Genomic DNA, 18,748 nt, shown 5'->3' with positions numbered 1-18,748 from the left:
TGGCTTCATGCCCTCGTTGGCTCCGTTTCCTCCGCTTTTCTGAGACCTGACCCACCTTTCACCCTCACAGCGGCGTTCATACGGGAATGTTCGCATTCCGCGGAGGGAAGGGACGGAGGGTGAGCACGCGCAGAAGTTTTCTCGGCACCGCCACCGCGGTCGGCGCCCTGGCACTCCTCGACGGCGCCGACGCCGCGGCCGCGGCCGGACCGGACGCGGCGGCGCCGGAACTGCCCGCCCGGCACGCGGTTCTCGCGGTCGACACCGCCACCCAGCGCCACTACGACGCGCTCCGGGCCGAGTTGGCCCGGCGGCTCGGCCCGGTGATCGTCGTGCAGAACGACGACCGGGGCGGCCTGTACACCCTGGTCCACCACGGGACGCGGGAGTCGGCGCACCCGGTCCCCGCGCTCTTCGCGCTGGCCAAGTCGATCGCCCACGCCCCGCTGGGCATCTACTCGATCGTCGCGCCGTATCTGGACCACCGGGTTCCGGGCCTGCCCGGCGCGCCCCGCCCCGACCGGCACGACCTGCGGATGGTGGCGTTCAAGGGGCCCCGGACGAGGGACTGGGTCGGCCCGCTCCGCGAGTTCGGCGCCACCCTGACCACCGCCCGGCGGCAGCTCGGCGACGCGCGCCTGCCACGGGAGCTGGCGGCGTCCAGTGCGCAGATCCTCGATGCCGCCGTGGAGTTCGCCGAGGGGTCCGTCCGGCGCGGCGCCTTCGACATGCGGTCGTTCGAGCACTTCACGAGCGGCCTGGACGACGCCATCGGCACCAACCTCAGCTACGCGGCCCGGGCGCAGATCGCGGGCGTGGAAGGGCTCATGAAGCGGTGGCGGGCCGAGGTCGGCGAGGCGGACTGGCCCGGCCTGTATGTGGTCGTGCTGTCGATCTGGACGACGTCCGCGCCGAACCAGAACTCGCTCATCGTCAAGCGGTTCCTGGACCCCGCGACGGCGGACGCGCACCTGATCGACCTGCCGACGGCCCAACTCCCCGCCGACCCGGTCCTCGTGGCCCTCGACAACCTGGCCCGGATCGTGCAGGACAACGTCGCGGCGGAGCTGGTCTTCCCCACCGACCGGAAGCTGGCGGACGCGCTGAAGGGCCCCGAGGATCTGCTCGCCCCGGCGATCCGGCGCCAACTCGCCTGCCCCTACCGGACGTCGGCCGCCCCGCGGAAGGACGCCGGGGCGGCCTCGTAGCGCGGACCGGGGCCGCACGGTGCCGGTCACCGCCGCTCGGGCGAGCGAGGGTGACCCGTCGGCGGGCTCACCTGGACGCCTTCCCCGGTCCGCCGCCGCGTGGCCCGGGGCGCGGGGTCCTCCTGGACGACCGCCACCTCGCCGGGGGGCGGGACGAGCGCGCCCGGGGCTCGACGTGGACGCGGGAAATCGAGGGTGGACGCGGGAAATCGAGGGTGGACGCGAGAGATCGAGCTGTGGACGCGCCGAGGGGAGCCGCCTCCACCGCGCGCGTCGATCATCCCGACTGGCGGCGCACTCGCCGGGCCCGGCAGGGTGGTCCCGAGCTGGGCAGAAGGACCGAGCAGCAGGTCCGACCAGAAGGCACCGAGGAGAGGACGCCCGCCCGTGACCGTCGAGACCATCCGCACCCACGACTTCCCGTTCGACCCCACCCACGGCTACGACCTGGACCGGCTGTTGGAGGTCGGCGCGCCCGAACCGCCGCCCGGCTTCGACGACTTCTGGCGCGGCAGGTACGCCGAAGCGCGGGCCGTCGACACGGCGCCGCGGGTGGGCACCGTGGAGAAGGAGCGGGACGGGGTCCGCGTCCACGCGGTGTCGTACACCTCGGCGGGCGGCTTCCGGGTGGGCGGCTGGCTGACGGTGCCGGCCGACGGCCACGTCACGCGCGGCATGGTGGTGCTGCACGGCTACGGTGGCAGGGCCGCGGTCGACGTGCCGCTCCCGCCGCCGGGCACGGCCGCGATCTGGCCGTGCGCCCGGGGGTTGGGGACGCGCAGCCTGGACCCGGACATCCCCCCGGTCTCGGCCGGGCACGTGCTGCACGGCATCGGCTCGCGGGAGAGCTACGTGCACGGCGGATGCGCCGCCGACGTGTGGTGCGCGGCCTCCGCCCTGCTGGAGCTGGTGCCGCCGGCCGCGGACCGGCTGGCACTGACCGGGGTGAGCTTCGGCGGCGGGATCGGCGCGCTCGCGCTGCCCTGGGACGAGCGGTTCGCGCGCGGGGCGCTGGTGGTGCCGAGCTTCGGCAACCACCCGCTGCGGCTGACCCTGCCCTGCACCGGCAGCGGCGAGGCGGTCCGCGGCCACCACGCCCGGCACCCCGAAGTGACCGACGTGCTCGGCTACTTCGACGCGGCCGTCGCGGCCACGCGGATACGGGTCCCCGTGCACGTCGGTGCGGCGCTCTTCGACCCCTCGGTGCCGCCGCCCGGGCAGTTCGCGGTGTACAACGCGCTGGCCGGGCCGAAGGAGCTGTTCGTCCTGGCGGCCGGCCACTTCGACCACCCCGGACTCGCCCGGGACGAGGCCCGACTGCTGCGTGCCCAGCGGGAGTTCCTGACGTCCGAGGGGTGACGACCGCCCCGCGGGGGGATTCCCGCGCGTCGTATGGACACCTCCCCGCGACGTGCCCTTTCCAAGCTCATACGCATGAGCGAATCAGCCCCGGCCCGGCCCGTGACCGCCGGGCCGGGCGCCCACGGGAGCTCACGGGTGCTCCCGGGTACCCCCAGGCGCTCCCGTGCGCTCAGGGCCTGCGGCCCCGGAAGGTGCCGCGCAGGTCGCCCACCCACGCGTCGGGGTTCTCCCAGGGGATGAAGTGGCCCCCGTGGTCATGGGCGTTGACGTTGACGTGGTGGAACCACCGCGCCTGCGGGCCGGAGACGAACGCCTGGACGCGTGCGTCGGCGGAGTGCACGCCGGGCGGGTTCTCGTACGTGACGAAGGTGAGGCCGACCGGGGCCTGCACCACCGGGGTGCGGTCGTGGGAAGGGGCCCAGGGGTAGCGGTTGGCGTTGGCGTAGTAACGCATCGACGTGGCGATGGAGTTGTTCACCCAGTAGATCGTGGCGTGGGTGAGCAGGTCGTCCTTGCTGAAGACGGACTCGACGTCGCCGCCGTTGTCGCTCCAGGCGTTCCAGCGCTCCAGCAGCCAGGCGAGCAGTCCGGCGGGGGAGTCGCTCAGCCCGTGGGCCAGGGTGGCGCCGTCGAGCATGTGCGTGGCGAGGTGGGACGCCGAGCGGCGGTCCATCGCGAGGATTCGGGCGCGCACGTCGGCGGGCTGGTCGTCGGTGAGGGGCCGGTTGCGGGCGAAGTCCCAGGCGCGGGGGCCGGTGAAGAAGTCGAGCGGCAGGCCGGAGCCGATGTGAATGCCGTACAGCTCTTCGGGGTACTTGTGGCCGAGCTGGCTGGTGACGATCCCGCCGATGTCGCAGCCCCCGGCGGCGTACTTCGCGTACCCCAGGGTCTCGGTCATCAGGGTGTGCCAGAGGTCGGAGACCTTCCAGAAGTTGACGTCGGGGAAGCCGGTGAGCGGGCCGGGGAAGCCGAAGCCGGGCAGGGAGGGCACGATGACGTCGAACGCGTCGGCGGGGTCGCCGCCGAACGCGGCCGGGTCGGCGAGCGGGTCGATCACCTTCGACCAGTGCCAGAACGTCCACGGCCAGCCGTGGGTGAGGATCAACGGGACCGGGCGGGGGCCGCGGCCGGGCTTGCGCAGGAAGTGCACCGGGACACCCCGCACGTCCACCTGGTAGTGCTGGTAGGCGTTGATGGCGCGCTCGGCCGCGCGCCAGTCGTACGCGTCCCGCCAGTAGGCGACCAACTCGCCCAGATAGCCGGCCGGTACGCCGTAGGACCAGTCCTCGTTCCCCTCGTCCAGCGGCGGCCGGGTCAGCCGCAGCCGGGCGCGCAGGTCGTCGAGGACCTCGTCGGGCACGTGGATCGGGGTGGGTTCCAGTGCGAACGTGCGCGCGGAGGTCATGGCGGGGAATTTTACCGGGCCGCCGACCGGCGGGACCGGTCATCCGTCCTGCCGGTGGGCGGAGCACCGCAGGTCCACCGCGGTGGCGGCGAACGCCAGCGGCCCGGGCAGCAGCGGCAGCAGCACCGGCAGGGCCCACAGCAGCAGCGCGGCCAGCACCGCGGCGGCGGCCAGCAGCGCGGTGCCGCGCGGGTCCGCCAGCGAGCGGGCCAGCGCCTCCCGTCCGGAGAGCCGGTGCGGCCCGTCCAGGGCGACCGCGCGCAGGCCGACGGCGGCGGCGCCGAGCGCGAGCAGCAGCAGGACCGGCGCCATCGCGGCGGCCCCGGGCAGCCCGGAGCGCAGCAGCCGCTCGTCGAGCAGGAACAGCACGCCGAACGCGGGCGGCACCAGGCCCTTGGCGAGCGTGGCCAGGGTCAGCCGTGCCCGGAGTTCGGCCGACAGGTCGCCCACCTTGACCTGGACGCCGCTGCCGGCGGACCGGCGCAGCACGGCGCTCGCGGCGGAGAGCGCGGCCGGGGCGGTGACCACCGGCAGGCAGGCCACCGCGGTGACCACGCCCACCAGCAGCATGTCGGCGAAGAGGGTGAAGCCGGAGCCGAACACCTCGCCCGGCTCGCGCCGGGCCCGGCGGGCCTGATCGGGTACGTGGGTCGACGTCATCGGGAACCCTCCTCAGCTCTTCAGTCCGGACGTGGCCATGCCCTGCACCAGGTAGCGCTGGAAGACGAAGAAGAACAGCACGATGGGCAGGACGGAGATCACCGACATCGCGAACATCGGCCCGTAGGCGGACGTGCTCGACTGGTCGACGAAGTTCCGCAGCGCCAGCGTGATGGTGGCCTTCTGCGGCGAGAACAGGTAGATCATCTGCGCGAAGAAGTCGTTCCAGGACCAGATGAACGAGAAGATCGCGGTGGTGATCAGCGCGGGGCGGCTCAGCGGCAGGACGATGTGGAAGAACGAGCGGAACGGGCCGCAGCCGTCGATCCGGGCCGCCTCCTCCAGTTCCCTGGGCAGGTTCCGCATGAACTGCACGATGAGGAAGACGAAGAACGCGTCCACCGCGAGGAACTTCGGCAGGATGAGCGGCCAGAAGGTGTTGGTCATGCCGAGCTTGTTGAAGATGATGTACTGCGGGATCAGCACCACGTGCTGCGGCAGCATCAGCGTGGCCACGGTGAACGCGAACATCGGGCCGCGCATCCGGAACCGCAGCCGGGCGAAGGCGTAGGCGGCCAGCGAGCAGGACATCACGTTCCCGACCACCGCGCCGAGGCTGATCAGCAGGCTGTTGCCGAGCAGCCGGGTCACCGAGACGCCCGAGACGCCGTCCAGCGCGGTGCTGTAGTTGCTCCACTCGAAGTGGCTGGGCCACAGGTTGACGCTGGTCACCACCTCGTCGGCCGGCTTCACGGAGGTCACCAGCAGCCACAGCAGCGGGTAGAGCAGGGCGAGCAGCGCGATCAGGGCGACCGTGTGGGGCAGCCAGCGTCGCATGGTCAGGTTCATCATTCCGCCTCGTCCGCGTAGAACACCCAGGCCCGGGAGACCTTGAACATCACCGCGGTGACGGCCGCGATGGCGAGCAGCATCAGCCAGGCCATGGCCGAGGCGTAGCCCATGTGCGAGGCGGTGAACCCGCGCTCGTACAGGTAGAGCGTGTAGAAGAGGGTGGAGTCGGCCGGCCCGCCGTTGCCGCCGCTGACCACGAAGGCGGGCGTGAAGACCTGGAAGGACTGGATCATCTCCAGCACCAGGTTGAAGAAGACCACCGGCGAGAGCATCGGCACCGTGATGGACACGAACTGCCGCCAGGCGCCCGCCCCGTCGAGCCCCGCCGCCTCGTACAGCTCAGGGGAGATCTGCTGGAGGCCGGCCAGGAAGATGACCATGGGGGCGCCGAACTGCCAGATGGTCAGCATCACCACGACGAAGGTGGCCAGGTGCGGGTCGCCGACCCAGCCGCCGAGGTGGATGCCGAAGGTGCCGAGCACGTTGTCGACGGTGCCGCCGTCGTTGAACAGCGCTCGGAACACCAGGGCGATCGACATGCTCGCGCCGAGCAGGGACGGGGCGTAGAACGCCGAACGGTAGAAGCCGCGGCCGGCCCTGAGCCGCTTGAGCAGCAGCGCGGCGCCGAGCGCCAGGGCCAGCTTGAGCGGGACGGCGATCACCACGTACTTCAGGGTGGTCAGCACCGACCGCCAGTACCGCGGGTCGTCGAACAGCATCTCCCGGTAGTTGCGCAGGCCCACCCAGTGCGGGGCGTTGAACATGTCGTAGCTGGTGAAGGAGAGGTAGAGGGACACCGCCATCGGCACCAGCGTCACCGCGACCGCGCCGATCATCCACGGGGTGAGGAAGACATACGCCGGCCAGCGCGCCTCACGGCGGCCGCGGGCGCGCCGGCGCGCGTCCGCCCGGTCCGCCGCCGGCCCGGCGGGCTTGGGCACGTCGATCTGCGAGACGCTCATGACTCCAGCTCCTGCTTCGCCTGGACGACGAGTTCGTGGGCCGCCTTCGCGGGCGAGGCCAGGCCGAACTCCACCCGCTGGTACTCACGGACGAAGGCGCTCTCGATCGCGACGTCACCCTTGGGGGGCGCGGCAGGCGGGGGCTGCACGCCGTACTTCTGCATCTGCTCGTCGAACTGCCACACCTTCAGGTCCGGCCCGCTCAGCTTCCGGTCCACCTCGGCGGCGATCGCGCGGTTGGGCGGCTGGGACCGGGTGACGCCCAGGACGTCGCCGGCCTGCCGGTCGTTGAGGAGGAAGTCCATCAACTCGGCTGCCATCTGGGGGTGTTTGGAGTGGGCGCCGATGCCGATCAGCATCGTGGGCTTGAAGTAGGCGCCCGCCTTGCCGTCGACGCCGGGGACCGGGGCGTAGCGCATCGTGTGCCCGGTCGGGCTGGTGAAGCCGGTGAAGGTGGCGTCCCAGGAGTAGTCGAGGGCGTCCAGGCCGCGGCTGAAGGCGCTGATGCCCGTCGCGTCGGCCTGCGCGCTGTCCTTGGCCGACACCAGCGCCCCCGACTTCTGCAACCGGTGGCAGAAGGACCAGAACGCGGCGAGGTCCTGCTCGGTGTAGCCGAGCTTGGTGGGGCCGGCGTAGAGCTGCTTGCCGTGGCTGCGCAGCCAGTCCTCGAAGACGTCCTCGTTGCTGCCCCCGTCGTTGGAGCCCGCCACGGTCCGCCCGTCGGGGGACTTCAGCTTCATCGCGGCGATCTTCGCGTCGACCTCCGCGTAGTCCTGCCAGGTCCAGGAGGGTTGCGGCGCGGGGATGCCGGCCTGCGCGAAGACCGTGGCGTCGTAGACGTAGCCGGTGATGCCGCGGCCCATCGGCAGGGCGTACTGCTTGCCGGCCAGGTGGCCGGTGTGCACCAGCGACGGGTCCATCTCGCCGGTGTGGACGGTGCCGTCCTTGACGTAGCTGTCCAGGGGGAGCAGGGCGCCGCCGGTGGCGAACTGGGAGATCTGGCGGTAGTCCAGCTGCGCCAGGTCCGGGATGCCGCCGCCGGCGGCCTGGGTGGCCAGCCGCTGCTTGTAGGAGCCGAAGTCGGCGTTGGACATCTGGACGGTGACGTCGGGGTGCGCCTTCTCGAACAGCCGCACCGCCTTCTCGGTACGGGCCTGCCGGTCGTCGTTGCCCCACCAGGTGAAGGTGAGGGTGATGTGGTGGCCCGCGGCGCCGGAGGCACCGCAGGAGGTGAGCGCGGCCAGCAGGACGGTGCTGCAGCCGGCGGCGACCGCCGTGGCGACCGCCCGGCGGCGGAGGAACCGACGCCGGCCGCTTCGGGGCTCGGGCATGGTGGCCTTTCCGGGGTGGGTGGGTGGAGCGGTGGCGCGAGGCGGCGGGCGGGCGCCGCCGGCCGGGGGCCCGGTGGGGGACCGGCCGGTCGGCTCAGGCGCCTGGGCGGGCGCCGGGTGCGGACCGGCCGGTCGACTCCCCGCCGGGAACGGGGACGTGAGGGAACGGGTCGGCTCAGGCGTCGTGGTAGACGTCGAGCCGGCCGCACATGCCGAACCGTCCGGTCGCGGTGGGCCCGCCGGCCCGGGTGCGGGCGGCGGCGAGGTGGCTCGGGTCGCCGCCGCCGAGGGCGGCCAACTGGTCGCGGGTGGCGGTGGCGGCCGCGTGGGCGCCCTCGCGCCAGCGGCGCTCCCACTCGGCGAGGCGGGGCCGCACCAGCTCCGCCGCCGCGCGGTGGAAGGCGGCGAGCGGCTCCGGGTCGCCGGCGGCGACCGCCTCCCGCAACTCGACGAAGCGGCGGGTGGCGAGGTCACGGCGGGCCCGCGCCGCGACGACCAGTTCCTGCTCGCTCCCCGCGGTGGGCAGCCGGACCGCCGCCGCGTAGGTCTCGGGGTCGGTGAGCCGGTCCGGGGGCAGGGTGAGGACCGCGTCGCCCGCCTCGGGCAGCCCGCTGTTCTGCATGACGACGGTGATCCGCAGGCCGCCGTGGTTGACCAGCCGGTGGATGGTGCCGGGGGTGAACCAGGCCACCGTGCCGGCCCGCAGCGGGGTCTCCTCGAAGCCGGAGGTGGTCAGGGTCTGCACGGCGCCCTCGCCGTCCGTCACCACGTACCCCTCGCTGCACGTCAGGTGGAGGTGCGGGGTGCCGCCGCCGGGCCGGCCGTCGACGGTCGGCCAGTCGTAGACGGTCAGCCGGGAGACCGCGACCGCCCCGGGGAACCCGTCGTAGGCCGTGGTCACCATGGGTGCCGCTCCAGGTGCGCGGTGACCGCCGCGCGGTCCCAGGCGCCGTCGGCGACGTGCACGCGGTAGCGGCGGGCCAGTTCCTCGCCGGGATCGAGGACCAGTTCCTCGTGGAAGGCGAAGGAGGGGGCGACGGCGGCGAACGGGTCGGTGCGGACGAACCAGTGCGCGGGGTGGGTGCCCTTCGCTCCGGTGTGGTCGTTGCCGGGTGCGTGCTCGAAGACGACGGTGGCGTGCCCGTCGCGGCCGTCGTGCTCGCCGCAGTAGGCCAGCCACGGCGCCTGGTCACCCATCAGGTCGCGCTCGGCGCTGTCGGCGTCCGCGGTGAAGGCGTGCCCGTCGCGGAAGGCCCGGGGGCCGCGCCAGAACAGCCCGGTGTAGCCGGCGGCGGGGCGCCCGGCGGTGGTGGGGCTGCCGAACCGCAACGGCTCGGAGCGCCGGTTGGTGACGGCCGAGGACCAGGTCAGGCTCCAGCTGCCGGCCTCGGCGTCGGCCCGGACCTCGATCCGGCGCTCCTCCTCGGCCCACAGCGAGCCGTCGTACGGGTGCCAGGTCAGGCGTTCGGCGATCACCACGCCGTCCGGCCGGGCGGACACCTCGTCGAAGCCGACGTGATCCATCGAGCCGATCCGCTCGGGCAGCGCCAGGTAACCCTCGCCGTGGACGTAGGTGTTGCCGCCCCACAGGTTCTGGCCCGACAGGTGCGAGGCGGTCAGCTGGAGGCCCTTGTGCCAACGGTGGTCGTTGGGGCGGTAGTCGGTGACCAGGGCGCCGCCGAGGGTGCGGATCGGGTGGAGGTACGGCTTGGGCGCCTCCCAGGCGGCCTCCGGGCGGTACACGTAGGCGAACAGCTCGGTACCGGTGGCCTGGTGGGCCACGGTGATCCGGTCGCCGTGCACGTGGGTCAGCGAGAGCGTCATACGGCCTGCTCCTCCTCGCGGGCGCCGACCGGCAGCCGGTCGGGGTCGCCGCCGTGCATGGCGGCGTAGAACGGGTCGCCGGGGCCGATCTCGCCGGCCCGGACGGTGGTGTCGGTGAAGGCGGACTTGTAGAGCGCGGCGGTGAACTCCACCACCCGCCGACCGCCCTCGCCGCTGGTCGGGTGGGGCGCGGCGGCCTCGATGTCCGCCACCAGGGCGCGCAGTTGGGCCAGGTGGGAGCTGGGCTCGTCGGGGCCGAAGTCGTTCCAGTCCCGGACCTTCCGCTCCGGGACGCCGGGCGCGGGGGTGATCCGCCAGTCGGCGTTGCGGTAGCCGTAGAGGTGGGTGAGCTCGACGGTGGCCAGCTCGCAGTCGATCCGGACCCGGCTGACCTCGTCGGGGCTGAGAACGCTGTTGACGACGGTGGCGACCGCGCCGCTCGCGAACCGGACCTGGGCGGTGGAGACGTCCTCGGTCTGCACGTCGTGCACCAGCCGGGCGGCCATCGCGCGGACCTCCCGCCACGGGCCCAACAGGTCCAGCAGCAGGTCGGTCTGGTGAATGCCGTGGCCCATGGCGGGGCCGCCGCCCTCGGTGTCCCAGCGGCCACGCCACGGCACCGCGTAGTAGGCGGCGTCCCGGTACCAGGTGGTCTGGCAGTGCGCGACCAGCGGCCGGCCGAAGGCGCCCTCGCGCAGCAGTCGGCGGACGTGCCGGGCGCCGGAGCCGAACCGGTGCTGGAAGACGAACGACGTGGCGGGAGAGCCGGGTTCCTCGCCGGTGGCGGCGGTCATCGCGTCGTAGTCGGCGAGCGAGGGGCACGGCGGCTTCTCGCACCACACGTGGGCGCCGGCCCGCACCGCGGCGATCGCCTGCTCCCGGTGCAGCGAGGGCGGCGTGCAGAGCACCACCAGGTCGGGGCGCAGCTCGCCGAGCATGGTGTCGAGGTCGGTGAAGGCGCTCGCCACGGCGAACTCCTCGGCGGCGGCGCGGGCCGCCTCCTCGGCGACGTCGACGACGGCGACGATCTCCACCGCGCCCTCACCCGCCAGGGTGGCGAGCGCGGGCAGGTGGGCTCCTCGGGCGATGCTTCCGGTGCCCACCACAGCGGTGCGCAACGGGGGTTTCGGACGGTGCGGGGACATACGGGCCCTCTCGTGAGGCTGGCGGTACGTCATGAGCGGCGCGGAAGCGGTGTGCCGGCCGGCCGCTCGATCACCGTGGGCACGGCGGCGGTCGGCCCCCGCGCCCACGGCATGCGGGCGCGCGGAGCCACCGGAAGGGTGGGCCGGCGGCTCCTTCGCCCGGCTATTCCAACGTTGTAACCAGCGCGCGTGCCGCGGGTCAACCCTTTGGGCATCGCCGACTTCCCCACATGGTCGCCACCGGCGCGGTCTGCCATGAACTGCCCTACAATGAGGCCACTTCGAGAAGGGTCAGGTACGTGACGGCAGTGAGGCTCAAGGATGTCGCCGACCGTGCGGGCGTCTCCGTCAAGACCGTTTCCAACGTTGTACGCGGAATGTCGAAAGTGGCACCCGCCACCCGGGAGCGCGTCATGGCCGCGGTGAGCGAACTGGGTTACCGCCCCAACCCGTCGGCGGTGCGGCTGCGCACCGGCCGCAGCGGGCTGATCGCCCTGGCGGTGCCGTTCCTGGCCACGCCCTACTTCGCCGAACTCGCCCACCACGTGAGAACCGAGGCGTCCCGGATCGGGCTGACCGTCCTGATCGAGGAGACGCTGGGCGACGCCCGGGAGGAGCTGCGGCTGGCCAGCGGGCTCGGCGCGGCCATGCTGGACGGGGTGATCCTCTCCCCGCTCCGGGTGCCCTTCGACCAACTCGCCGCCACCACGGCCGGTTTCCCGCTGGTGCTGCTGGGCGAGCGGGAGGACGGCCGGGAGCGGCTGGAGACCGACCACGTCCTGATCGACAACGTGGCCGCCGCCCGCGAGGCCACCGCCCACCTCGCCTCCCTCGGCCGGACCCGGTGCGCCGCCGTCGGCGTGGACCGGCAGGGCTCGGCGACCAGCCGGCAGCGCCTGGAGGGCTTCCAACTCGCCCTGCACGAGGCGGGTATCCCCTTCGACCCCCGACTCGCGCCGCCGGTGGAGGAGTTCGACCGGCGCAGCGGGCTGCGGGCCGGCCGCACGCTCGCCGCCCTCCCGGCCGGAGCCCGCCCGGACGCGGTGTTCTGCTTCAACGACCTGCTGGCCGTCGGCGCGATCCGGGCCTTCCACGAGGCCGGTCTCGCGGTGCCCGGGGACATCGCCGTCGCCAGCGTCGACGGCAGCGAGGAGGCCCGGTACGCCACCCCCTCGCTGACCACGGTGGTCCCCGACAAGGCGGCCATCGCCTCGCTGGCCGTCACCTCGCTGGCCCACCGGATCGGGGCGGCGACCCCGCCGCGCCACGCGGTGCACCTGGCGCCGTACCGGCTGGAGGTGGGGGAGTCCACGACCGGGGTGCGGCGGCCGGTGGACGACTGAGCGGCGGCGCTTCCACGAAGGCCGGTCGGTGGCGCGTCCACGAGGACGCGGTCGGCGGCGCGTCCACGAAGGCCGGTCGGTGGCGCGTCCATGAAGGCCCGGCCGGCTTCCCCCGGCCGCGGCTCCTACCCCTGCGGCTCCTTCCCCGCGGCCGCGACCTGCGTGCGGTGCGGGGAGAGGGCGGCACGGCGATGTTCGGGTTGGTAGTGTTCCCGGCCATGCGGGTGGGCTGCTGGAACCGGGTGATCGCCGGGTGCGCCGTTCTGATCGCCGCGAGCGGGTGCGGTGGGAGCGGCGGGGGCGGCGGGTCCTCGCACTCCGCGGGCGCCCCCGCCGCGAGTTCGCCGGCCGGCCCGAGCGCGACCGGCTCGTCCGCGCCCGTGGATCGCTCGCCGTCGGGGTCGCCGTCCGGCAGCACTCCGGCGGTGCCCTCGGGCGCCACCGGTTGCGCGGCGGTCGGCCTCACCCCGGCGCAGGTCAGCCGGATCAGCGGGCTGACGGTGACGTCGCGGAAGACCAAGGGCTTCGGCTGCGCCTACACCGGAAGCATCGACGCGATGGGCCGCGGGGACACCGTCGCGATCCAGCGGCTCACGTCCTCGGCCGGCCGAACCCGGTCGGTCTTCGGCTCCTTCGACCGGCTCGGCCGGTCCTGCCGCTGGGGTGATCGGCGCAAGACCCGCTTCAGCTGTACGAACGACGCCGGGGCGCGGACCGGTGTGTACGCCGGTGTGGTCGTGGTGGCCGGCGGCGCGCACTCCTGGGAGGCGACGGTCAACACCACCGCCGCGGCGCGGCGCGACGCCGCGGACACCGGATTGACCGACTACCTGTCCCAGCACGGCGCCTGACCCTGGAGCGCGGCGCCCGACCGCGGATGAGCGGGGCGCGCACCCGGTGGCTCCGGGTTCGCGCCCGCACGCGTCCGTTCACGCGGTCGGGGCGCCGGCGCCGTATCCGTGCAGGAAGGCGTCGACCCCGCGGCTCACGCGGTCCTGGACCTGGGCCGGGCTCAGGGACGGGCTGCCGTAGGGGCGGATGGTGATCTCCGAGGTCACCAGGGCGATGAAGTGCACGGTGGCCCGGGCCGGTTCCGGGATGCGCAGCAGGCCGCCGTCGGCGAGCTGCTGGAGCCGGCGGCCGACCTCCCGCTGCACGCGCTGGGGTCCGGCCTGCTGCCAGGCGTCGATCACGGCCGGCGGGAAGTGCTGCACCTCGGCCTTGATCTGCCGCACCATCGCGAAGTGCTCGGGGAACTGGGTGCGCTGGCCGACGAAGGCGCGGCCGAGCGCCAGCAGATCGGTCCGCGGGTCGGTCCCGGTCACCTGCTGCTCGACCGTCGCGATGAAGGCGTCCGCGACCTGGCCGGCGCTGTCGTGGACCACGTCGGAGAAGAGCTGCTCCTTGCCCTCGAAGTGGTTGTAGATCGTGCGCGTGGACACGCCCGCCTCGGCCGCGATGGCCTCGATGCTGGTGCGGCTGTAGCCCTCCCGGCCGAAGACGGTCCGGGCGCCCTGGGTGATGGCCTGGCGCTTCCCCGCCCGCCCGCCGGTGCGGGCCGGACCGGGGCGCACCGGCGTCGCCGGGGCGGCGGGGGTGGCGTGGGCTGTCGGTGAGGTGCTCAGGGGGGCCTCCTGCGGTCGGTCGTCCGTTGCCCAATTTACCATGCACGTTGTACTTTACTTTCAGGGCTTTCCTTCACCTGGCTAAGGACCGTGCGATGGACATCGGCACTATCACTTTCGGCACCCTACTCAGCGACCCCTATACCGGGCACCGCGTCTCCCAGGCGGAACGCCTCGACGAGGTGGTGCGTGCCGCGGTGCTCGCCGAGCGGCTGGGCTTCTCCTGGTTCACGGTCGGCGAGCACCACTTCGGCGAGCGCGACGTCATATCGGCGCCGCCGGTGGTGCTGGCCGCGATAGCCGCCCGGACCTCCACGATCACCCTGGCCACCGGCACCACGCTGGTCGCCAACCGCGACCCGGTCCTGGTCGCCGAGGACTACGCCACGCTCGACCTGCTCTCCCACGGGCGGCTCCAGCTCATCGCGGGCGCCTCGTTCTTCCCCGACCCTTACACCGTCTTCGCCCAGCCCCCGGAGAGCAAGGCCGACCGCAAGCGGGAGAACCTCGAACTCCTGCTGCGCCTGTGGTCCGAGGAAGAGCCCGAGGTGACCTGGGAGGGCGCGTTCCGCCCGCCGCTGGACGCGGTGCGCGTACAGCCCCGCCTCCACCAGGACCGGCCGCCGATCTGGGTCAGCGGGGGCTCCCGCCCCGAGTCGGTGCACCTGGCGGTCGAGTCCGCGCTGCCCATGGTCTTCGGCACCACCGCCCGGCCGCCCGAGACGCACGCGCCGATGTTCCGGCTCTACCGCGAGCTGTGGGAGCGCGCCGGCCGCCCGGCGGAGCAGGCCAGGACCGGCGCCGCCAGCCATGTCTTCGTCGCCGACACCACCGCCGAGGCCCGCGAGCAGTGGCGGGAGTACTACGGCAACTACTTCCGCGGCGCGAAACTGCCGGCCGGCGCCCGCCCGTTCGCCTTCGACTTCGACGACCTGGTCGGACCGGGCTCGGCGATCTGCGGCAGCCCGGCGGAGGTGGTCGACAAGCTCGGCCGGCTGCACGACCTGTGGGGGCACGACCTCCACCTGCTGTCCATCGACATCGGCGGCATCCCGCACGGCAAGGTGGCGCGGGCGATGGAACTGGTCGCCGCCGAGGTGATCCCGCAGGTGGCCGGTCTGGGCGCGGACCGCCCCACGGGCGGCACCGTCGGCGGCCGGCCCCCGGCGCCCTCGGCGCTCGCGGCCGCGGCGGCCGAGCCGGTCGGAGGGAAGGCGTGAGCGCGATACGGGCGGACGCGGTGGCACAGCCGGTACCGCCGGTGGTCCCGGCCGCATGGGTACGCGAAAGGGCCGACGGGGACGACGCGCTGGTGCTCGCCGACGTCCGCTGGTACCTCGACGGGCGCTCCGGATACGACGCCTACCTCGGCGGGCACCTCCCCGGCGCCCTCTGGGTGGACGTCGACACCGACCTGGCCGCACCGCCCACCCCGTCCGGCGGGCGCCATCCGCTGCCCGCCCCCGAGGAGTTCGCCGCACGGCTCGGGCGGCTCGGCATCGCCGAAGACAGCGTGGTGGTGGCCTACGACGACCAGGGCGGCGGGTTCGCCGCCCGCCTGGTGTGGCTGCTGCGGCGGACCGGCCGCGCCGCCGCGCTCCTCGACGGCGGCCTGGCCGGATGGCCCGGCGCGCTGGACACCGGCCCGGTGCACCGGGCGCCGGTCACGCGCCGCGTGACGCCGTGGCCGGCCGCGCTGCTGCGCGACGCGGACCAGGTCGCCCGGGCGGCGGGCGCACCGGACGCGCTGGTGCTGGACTCCCGCGCCGCCGGCCGCTACTCCGGAGCCGACGCGCACGCCGGGGAGACCCGGTCCGGCCACGTGCCCGGGGCACTCAGCGCTCCCTGGCAGGAGAACCTGGCCGCCGACGGCACCTTCCGCTCGCCGGAGGAACTGCGCCGCCGTTTCGAGGAGTTGGGCGCCGCCGACGCCGAGGAGGTGGTGTTCTCCTGCGGTTCCGGGGTCACCGCCTGCCACAACCTGCTGGCCGTCGAGCGGGCCGGCCTGCCGGACGCCGCCCTCTTCCCCGGCTCGTGGTCGGCGTGGTCGGCCGACCCGGACCGGCCGGTGGTGGCGGGCCCGTACCCGTTCCCCACGGACGGCCCGGACGGCCCGGACGCCCAGGACCCGGCCGGTCCGCGGGCGGGCCGTGCCGATGCCGTCGACGTGTCCCGTACCGCCGACGTGTCCCGTACCGCCGACGTGTCCCGTACCGCCGACGCGCCCGACGCGTCCCGTACCGAAGGGGCAGTGCGATGAGCACCCTCACCGGACAGCACCTCGGCTTCGGCGTCGTCTCGCACTACCAGGGGCCCGACCCCGAGCACCTGGTGGCCGAGGCGCGCGACGCCGAACGGCTGGGCTTCGACCTGTTCGCGCTCAGCGACCACCTGCACGGCGACCGCGACACCTGGGAGCCGTGGACCGCGCTGAGCTTCCTGGCCGCGGCGACCGAGCGGATCACCCTGGCCACGGACGTGCTCGGGCTGCCGTACCGCGCGCCGGCCGTGCTCGCGAAGATGGCCGAGACCCTCGACCGGCTCTCGCACGGCCGGCTGGTGCTCGGGCTGGGCAACGGCGGCTACGACGCGGAGTTCGCCGCGTTCGGCCTGAGCACGCGCACCCCGGGGCAGAAGGTCGCCGCCCTCGACGAGGCGGTGCAGGTCATCAACTCGCTGTGGCAGCGGCCGACGACCACGTTCGTGGGCCGGCACTTCGCGGTCTACGACGCGCGGATCGAGCCGCGGCCGGCGCACCCCGTCCCGATCTGGCTCGGCACCTACGGCCCGCGGGCCCTGGAGGTCACCGGGCGGCTGGCGGACGGCTGGCTGCCGTCGCTGCAACGCCTGGGCCTGGCCGAGGCGGTGGGCCTGCGCGACAAGGTGCGGGCCGCGGCCCGCGCGGCCGGCCGCGACCCGGACACCATCACCTGTGCCTGCAACGTGCAGGTGCTGCTGGAACGCCGGCGCGGCGTCCCCGGCCACGTCCTCGCGGGCTCCTCGCAGGACGTGGCGGAACAGCTGGTCGCCGTCGTCCGGGCCGGCTTCACCTTCCCGCTGCTGTTCGGGCTGACCCACCCCGAGACCCGGGAGCGCTTCGCCACCGAGGTGATGCCCCTGGTGCGCGCCGAGTTCGTCCGCGCCTGACGACTGACGCCTGATGCCTGGACGCCTGATCACTGACCACTGACCCCTGACATCCGTCACCCGACGCCCGACCCCTGACGCGTGACGCCCGCGCGCCGACGCGCCGACGCGCCGACGCGCCGACGCGCCGTCCCGCCGGGGGGCCGAGGGGCCCGAGAGCCGGACGGGCGCAGACCCGCGACACCCACATCCAGCCGGGCAGGCCGGCCGATCCGGCCTGCCCGGACACGAAAGGAAGATCACGCATGGCACGCAAATGGTGGACGCTCGTGGCCGTCGTGGCCGGAGTGTTCATGCTCGTCCTGGACATCACCATCGTGAACGTGGCACTCCCCGACATCCGGGACGACTTCCACTCGTCGCTGTCGGATCTGCAATGGGTCATCGACGCCTACGCGTTGGCGCTGGCGGCGGGTCTGCTCACGGGCGGTTCGCTCGCGGACCTGTGGGGGCGGCGCCGGCTGTACGCGGTGGGCACCGCGGTCTTCACGATCGGCTCGCTGCTGTGCGGCCTCGCCACCGGCCCGCTGTTCCTGGCGCTGGCCCGGGCCGGCCAGGGCATAGGCGGCGCGGTGGTGTGGGCGACCTCGCTCGCACTGCTGAGCCAGGCGTTCCAGGGCCGTGAACGCGGCCTGGCGTTCGGGATCTACGGCGGGGTCCTCGGCATCGCGGTGGCGGTCGGACCGGTGCTCGGCGGCGCGCTCACCAGCGGGCTGAGCTGGCACTGGATCTTCTGGGTGAACGTCCCGATCGGCATCGCGGTCGTCGCGATCACCCTGCTGAAGCTGGAGGAGTCCCGCAACCCGACCGCGGCCCGCCCCGACTGGACCGGCTTCGTCCTCTTCAGCGCCGGGCTGTCGCTCCTGCTGTACGGCCTGATCAACGCCGCCGACGGCTGGTCGCAGGCGAAGGTGTGGGGGACGCTGGTCGGTGCCGCGGTCCTGCTGGCCGCCTTCCTGCTGCTGGAGCGGCGGGCGACCCACCCGATGCTGGACCTGTCGCTGTTCCGCAAGCCCACCTTCAACGGCGGGCTGGTGGCCGCGTTCGGGCTCAACGCCTCGATCTACGCGCTCATCACCTACCTGGTGCTCTACCTCCAGCAGGACCTGCACTTCAGCCCCGCCCAGGCGGGCCTGCGGCTGCTCGCGCTGACCGGGGCGATGTTCGTGGCGTCCACGACCGCCGGGCGGCTCAGCTCCGCGGTCCCGGTACGCCTGATGATCAGCGTCGGCTTCGTGCTCATCGCCGTCGGCATCGCCCTGATGACCGGGGTGAAGGACTCCTCGACGTGGACGCATCTGCTGGCGGGGATGATCGTCTCCGGCGCGGGCGCGGGCATGGTCACCGTGCCGCTGGCCTCCACGGCCGTCGGTGTGGTCGCCCCGGCCCAGGCGGGTGTGGCGTCGGGGGTGAACGCCACCGCCCGGCAGGTCGGGCTGGCCACCGCGATCGCGGTGCTCGGCACCGTGTTCACCACCCGCAGCGAGCACCACGGCTTCGCCAGCGGGCTCAACCTGATCCTGTGGATCGGCGCGGTCGTGGCGCTGGTGTCGGCGGTGCTCAGCGCCCTGCTGATCCGGCAGAAGGACTTCGTGCCGCCGCCCGCCCGCCCGGCCCCGGCCGACACCGCCGCACAGCCCGAGGCCGCCGGGGCCTGACGGCACCGCGACCGAAGCGGAACCGGCGCCCGAGCGGCGCGTGTACGGCGTGCGTACGGTGTCCGACCGGCGCCCGAGCGGCGTGCGTACGGCGTCCACCTGGCGTCCCGGGCGGCTCCCGAGTGGCGGCTGACAGCGCAAAGGGCCCTGGGTCCACGGATTTTCCCGTGGCCCCAGGGCCCTTGAGGTGTGCGGCCGTAGCCGTAGCCGTAGCCGTAGCCGTAGC

At 73.7% G+C, this 18,748-nt stretch carries 17 protein-coding genes; 8 read left to right on the top strand and 9 right to left on the bottom strand.

What is annotated here, in order from left to right:
- The first annotated feature begins 119 nt into the window (after positions 1–119).
- Together OG896_RS02785 and OG896_RS02780 are read left to right on the top strand one after the other, a co-directional pair.
- Entirely contained in the window at positions 120–1,208 is a 1,089-nt protein-coding gene (locus OG896_RS02785; protein ID WP_329362043.1) for a hypothetical protein, read from the top strand.
- Positions 1,209–1,595: 387 nt separating this feature from the next.
- Entirely contained in the window at positions 1,596–2,567 is a 972-nt protein-coding gene (locus OG896_RS02780; RefSeq protein ID WP_329362042.1) for an acetylxylan esterase, read from the top strand.
- A 172-nt stretch (positions 2,568–2,739) separates the two neighbouring features.
- Here the strand turns inward: OG896_RS02780 and OG896_RS02775 are convergent, their stop codons facing one another.
- The 8 genes from OG896_RS02775 to OG896_RS02740 all read right to left on the bottom strand — a co-directional run bounded on the left by OG896_RS02775 (position 2,740) and on the right by OG896_RS02740 (position 10,749).
- Positions 2,740–3,975: an epoxide hydrolase family protein gene (locus OG896_RS02775; protein ID WP_329362040.1), complete on the bottom strand. Its 1,236-nt coding sequence runs from the start codon at positions 3,973–3,975 to the stop codon at positions 2,740–2,742.
- Between the two features lie 39 nt (positions 3,976–4,014).
- Positions 4,015–4,635 (bottom strand): hypothetical protein, encoded by a 621-nt coding sequence (locus tag OG896_RS02770; RefSeq protein WP_329362038.1) that lies wholly within the window; start codon positions 4,633–4,635, stop codon positions 4,015–4,017.
- Between the two features lie 12 nt (positions 4,636–4,647).
- Positions 4,648–5,484, bottom strand: a complete 837-nt coding sequence (locus OG896_RS02765) for a carbohydrate ABC transporter permease (protein WP_328474830.1) — start codon at positions 5,482–5,484, stop codon at positions 4,648–4,650.
- Entirely contained in the window at positions 5,484–6,449 is a 966-nt protein-coding gene (locus tag OG896_RS02760) for a carbohydrate ABC transporter permease (RefSeq protein ID WP_328472709.1), read from the bottom strand. The genes OG896_RS02765 and OG896_RS02760 overlap by 1 nt, the downstream gene beginning before the upstream one ends.
- A complete protein-coding gene (locus OG896_RS02755) occupies positions 6,446–7,780 on the bottom strand; it encodes an ABC transporter substrate-binding protein (RefSeq protein ID WP_329362035.1) in 1,335 nt (444 codons plus the stop codon). The genes OG896_RS02760 and OG896_RS02755 overlap by 4 nt, the downstream gene beginning before the upstream one ends.
- 175 nt (positions 7,781–7,955) lie before the next feature.
- Positions 7,956–8,684, bottom strand: a complete 729-nt coding sequence (locus tag OG896_RS02750) for a cupin domain-containing protein (RefSeq protein WP_329362033.1) — start codon at positions 8,682–8,684, stop codon at positions 7,956–7,958.
- A complete protein-coding gene (locus OG896_RS02745; RefSeq protein ID WP_329362031.1) occupies positions 8,678–9,604 on the bottom strand; it encodes a PmoA family protein in 927 nt (308 codons plus the stop codon). The genes OG896_RS02750 and OG896_RS02745 overlap by 7 nt, the downstream gene beginning before the upstream one ends.
- Positions 9,601–10,749, bottom strand: a complete 1,149-nt coding sequence (locus OG896_RS02740; protein ID WP_329362029.1) for a Gfo/Idh/MocA family protein — start codon at positions 10,747–10,749, stop codon at positions 9,601–9,603. Before OG896_RS02740 ends, OG896_RS02745 begins: the two co-directional genes overlap by 4 nt.
- 299 nt (positions 10,750–11,048) lie before the next feature.
- Here OG896_RS02740 and OG896_RS02735 point away from each other — a divergent pair, with 299 nt between their 5' ends.
- Complete coding sequence (locus OG896_RS02735; protein WP_329362028.1) at positions 11,049–12,092, top strand: LacI family DNA-binding transcriptional regulator; 1,044 nt, start codon at positions 11,049–11,051, stop codon at positions 12,090–12,092.
- Positions 12,093–12,283: 191 nt separating this feature from the next.
- Positions 12,284–12,943 carry a hypothetical protein gene (locus OG896_RS02730; protein WP_329362025.1) on the top strand — a complete coding sequence of 220 codons (660 nt, stop codon included), beginning with the start codon at positions 12,284–12,286 and terminating at the stop codon, positions 12,941–12,943.
- 78 nt (positions 12,944–13,021) lie between these two features.
- On the opposite strand, the gene OG896_RS02725 is transcribed toward OG896_RS02730, so the two are convergent.
- On the bottom strand, positions 13,022–13,759 hold the full coding sequence (locus OG896_RS02725) for a TetR/AcrR family transcriptional regulator (protein WP_328472720.1): 738 nt from the start codon (positions 13,757–13,759) through the stop codon (positions 13,022–13,024).
- Positions 13,760–13,812: 53 nt separating this feature from the next.
- On the opposite strand from OG896_RS02725, the gene OG896_RS02720 reads away from it, so the two are divergent.
- The 4 genes from OG896_RS02720 (at position 13,813) to OG896_RS02705 (ending at position 18,522) form a co-directional block, all read left to right on the top strand.
- On the top strand, positions 13,813–14,937 hold the full coding sequence (locus tag OG896_RS02720; RefSeq protein WP_329362024.1) for an LLM class flavin-dependent oxidoreductase: 1,125 nt from the start codon (positions 13,813–13,815) through the stop codon (positions 14,935–14,937).
- The gene (locus OG896_RS02715) at positions 14,934–15,977 is read left to right on the top strand and encodes a sulfurtransferase (RefSeq protein WP_329362023.1); all 1,044 of its coding nucleotides are present in this window, start codon (positions 14,934–14,936) and stop codon (positions 15,975–15,977) included. The genes OG896_RS02720 and OG896_RS02715 overlap by 4 nt, the downstream gene beginning before the upstream one ends.
- Positions 15,974–16,864: an LLM class flavin-dependent oxidoreductase gene (locus OG896_RS02710; RefSeq protein ID WP_329362022.1), complete on the top strand. Its 891-nt coding sequence runs from the start codon at positions 15,974–15,976 to the stop codon at positions 16,862–16,864. The genes OG896_RS02715 and OG896_RS02710 overlap by 4 nt, the downstream gene beginning before the upstream one ends.
- 245 nt (positions 16,865–17,109) lie before the next feature.
- Positions 17,110–18,522 carry an MFS transporter gene (locus OG896_RS02705; protein ID WP_329362021.1) on the top strand — a complete coding sequence of 471 codons (1,413 nt, stop codon included), beginning with the start codon at positions 17,110–17,112 and terminating at the stop codon, positions 18,520–18,522.
- Positions 18,523–18,748 lie beyond the last annotated feature (226 nt).

The sequence above is a fragment of the Streptomyces sp. NBC_00669 genome (genome assembly GCF_036226785.1).
Lineage (GTDB): Bacteria > Actinomycetota > Actinomycetes > Streptomycetales > Streptomycetaceae > Actinacidiphila.
This window is presented reverse-complemented; position numbering and strand designations above follow the sequence as displayed.

What these genes read in the sequence shown, in the direction of transcription:
- OG896_RS02710 (WP_329362022.1), top strand. Translation starts at nt 15,974, where the DNA reads ATGAGCACCCTCACCGGACAGCACCTCGGCTTCGGCGTCGTCTCGCAC.
- OG896_RS02775 (WP_329362040.1), bottom strand. Translation starts at nt 3,975, where the DNA reads ATGACCTCCGCGCGCACGTTCGCACTGGAACCCACCCCGATCCACGTG.
- OG896_RS02740 (WP_329362029.1), bottom strand. Translation starts at nt 10,749, where the DNA reads ATGTCCCCGCACCGTCCGAAACCCCCGTTGCGCACCGCTGTGGTGGGC.
- OG896_RS02745 (WP_329362031.1), bottom strand. Translation starts at nt 9,604, where the DNA reads ATGACGCTCTCGCTGACCCACGTGCACGGCGACCGGATCACCGTGGCC.
- OG896_RS02755 (WP_329362035.1), bottom strand. Translation starts at nt 7,780, where the DNA reads ATGCCCGAGCCCCGAAGCGGCCGGCGTCGGTTCCTCCGCCGCCGGGCG.
- OG896_RS02725 (WP_328472720.1), bottom strand. Translation starts at nt 13,759, where the DNA reads ATGGTAAATTGGGCAACGGACGACCGACCGCAGGAGGCCCCCCTGAGC.
- OG896_RS02720 (WP_329362024.1), top strand. Translation starts at nt 13,813, where the DNA reads ATGGACATCGGCACTATCACTTTCGGCACCCTACTCAGCGACCCCTAT.
- OG896_RS02765 (WP_328474830.1), bottom strand. Translation starts at nt 5,484, where the DNA reads ATGAACCTGACCATGCGACGCTGGCTGCCCCACACGGTCGCCCTGATC.
- OG896_RS02760 (WP_328472709.1), bottom strand. Translation starts at nt 6,449, where the DNA reads ATGAGCGTCTCGCAGATCGACGTGCCCAAGCCCGCCGGGCCGGCGGCG.
- OG896_RS02750 (WP_329362033.1), bottom strand. Translation starts at nt 8,684, where the DNA reads ATGGTGACCACGGCCTACGACGGGTTCCCCGGGGCGGTCGCGGTCTCC.
- OG896_RS02730 (WP_329362025.1), top strand. Translation starts at nt 12,284, where the DNA reads ATGTTCGGGTTGGTAGTGTTCCCGGCCATGCGGGTGGGCTGCTGGAAC.
- OG896_RS02770 (WP_329362038.1), bottom strand. Translation starts at nt 4,635, where the DNA reads ATGACGTCGACCCACGTACCCGATCAGGCCCGCCGGGCCCGGCGCGAG.
- OG896_RS02705 (WP_329362021.1), top strand. Translation starts at nt 17,110, where the DNA reads ATGGCACGCAAATGGTGGACGCTCGTGGCCGTCGTGGCCGGAGTGTTC.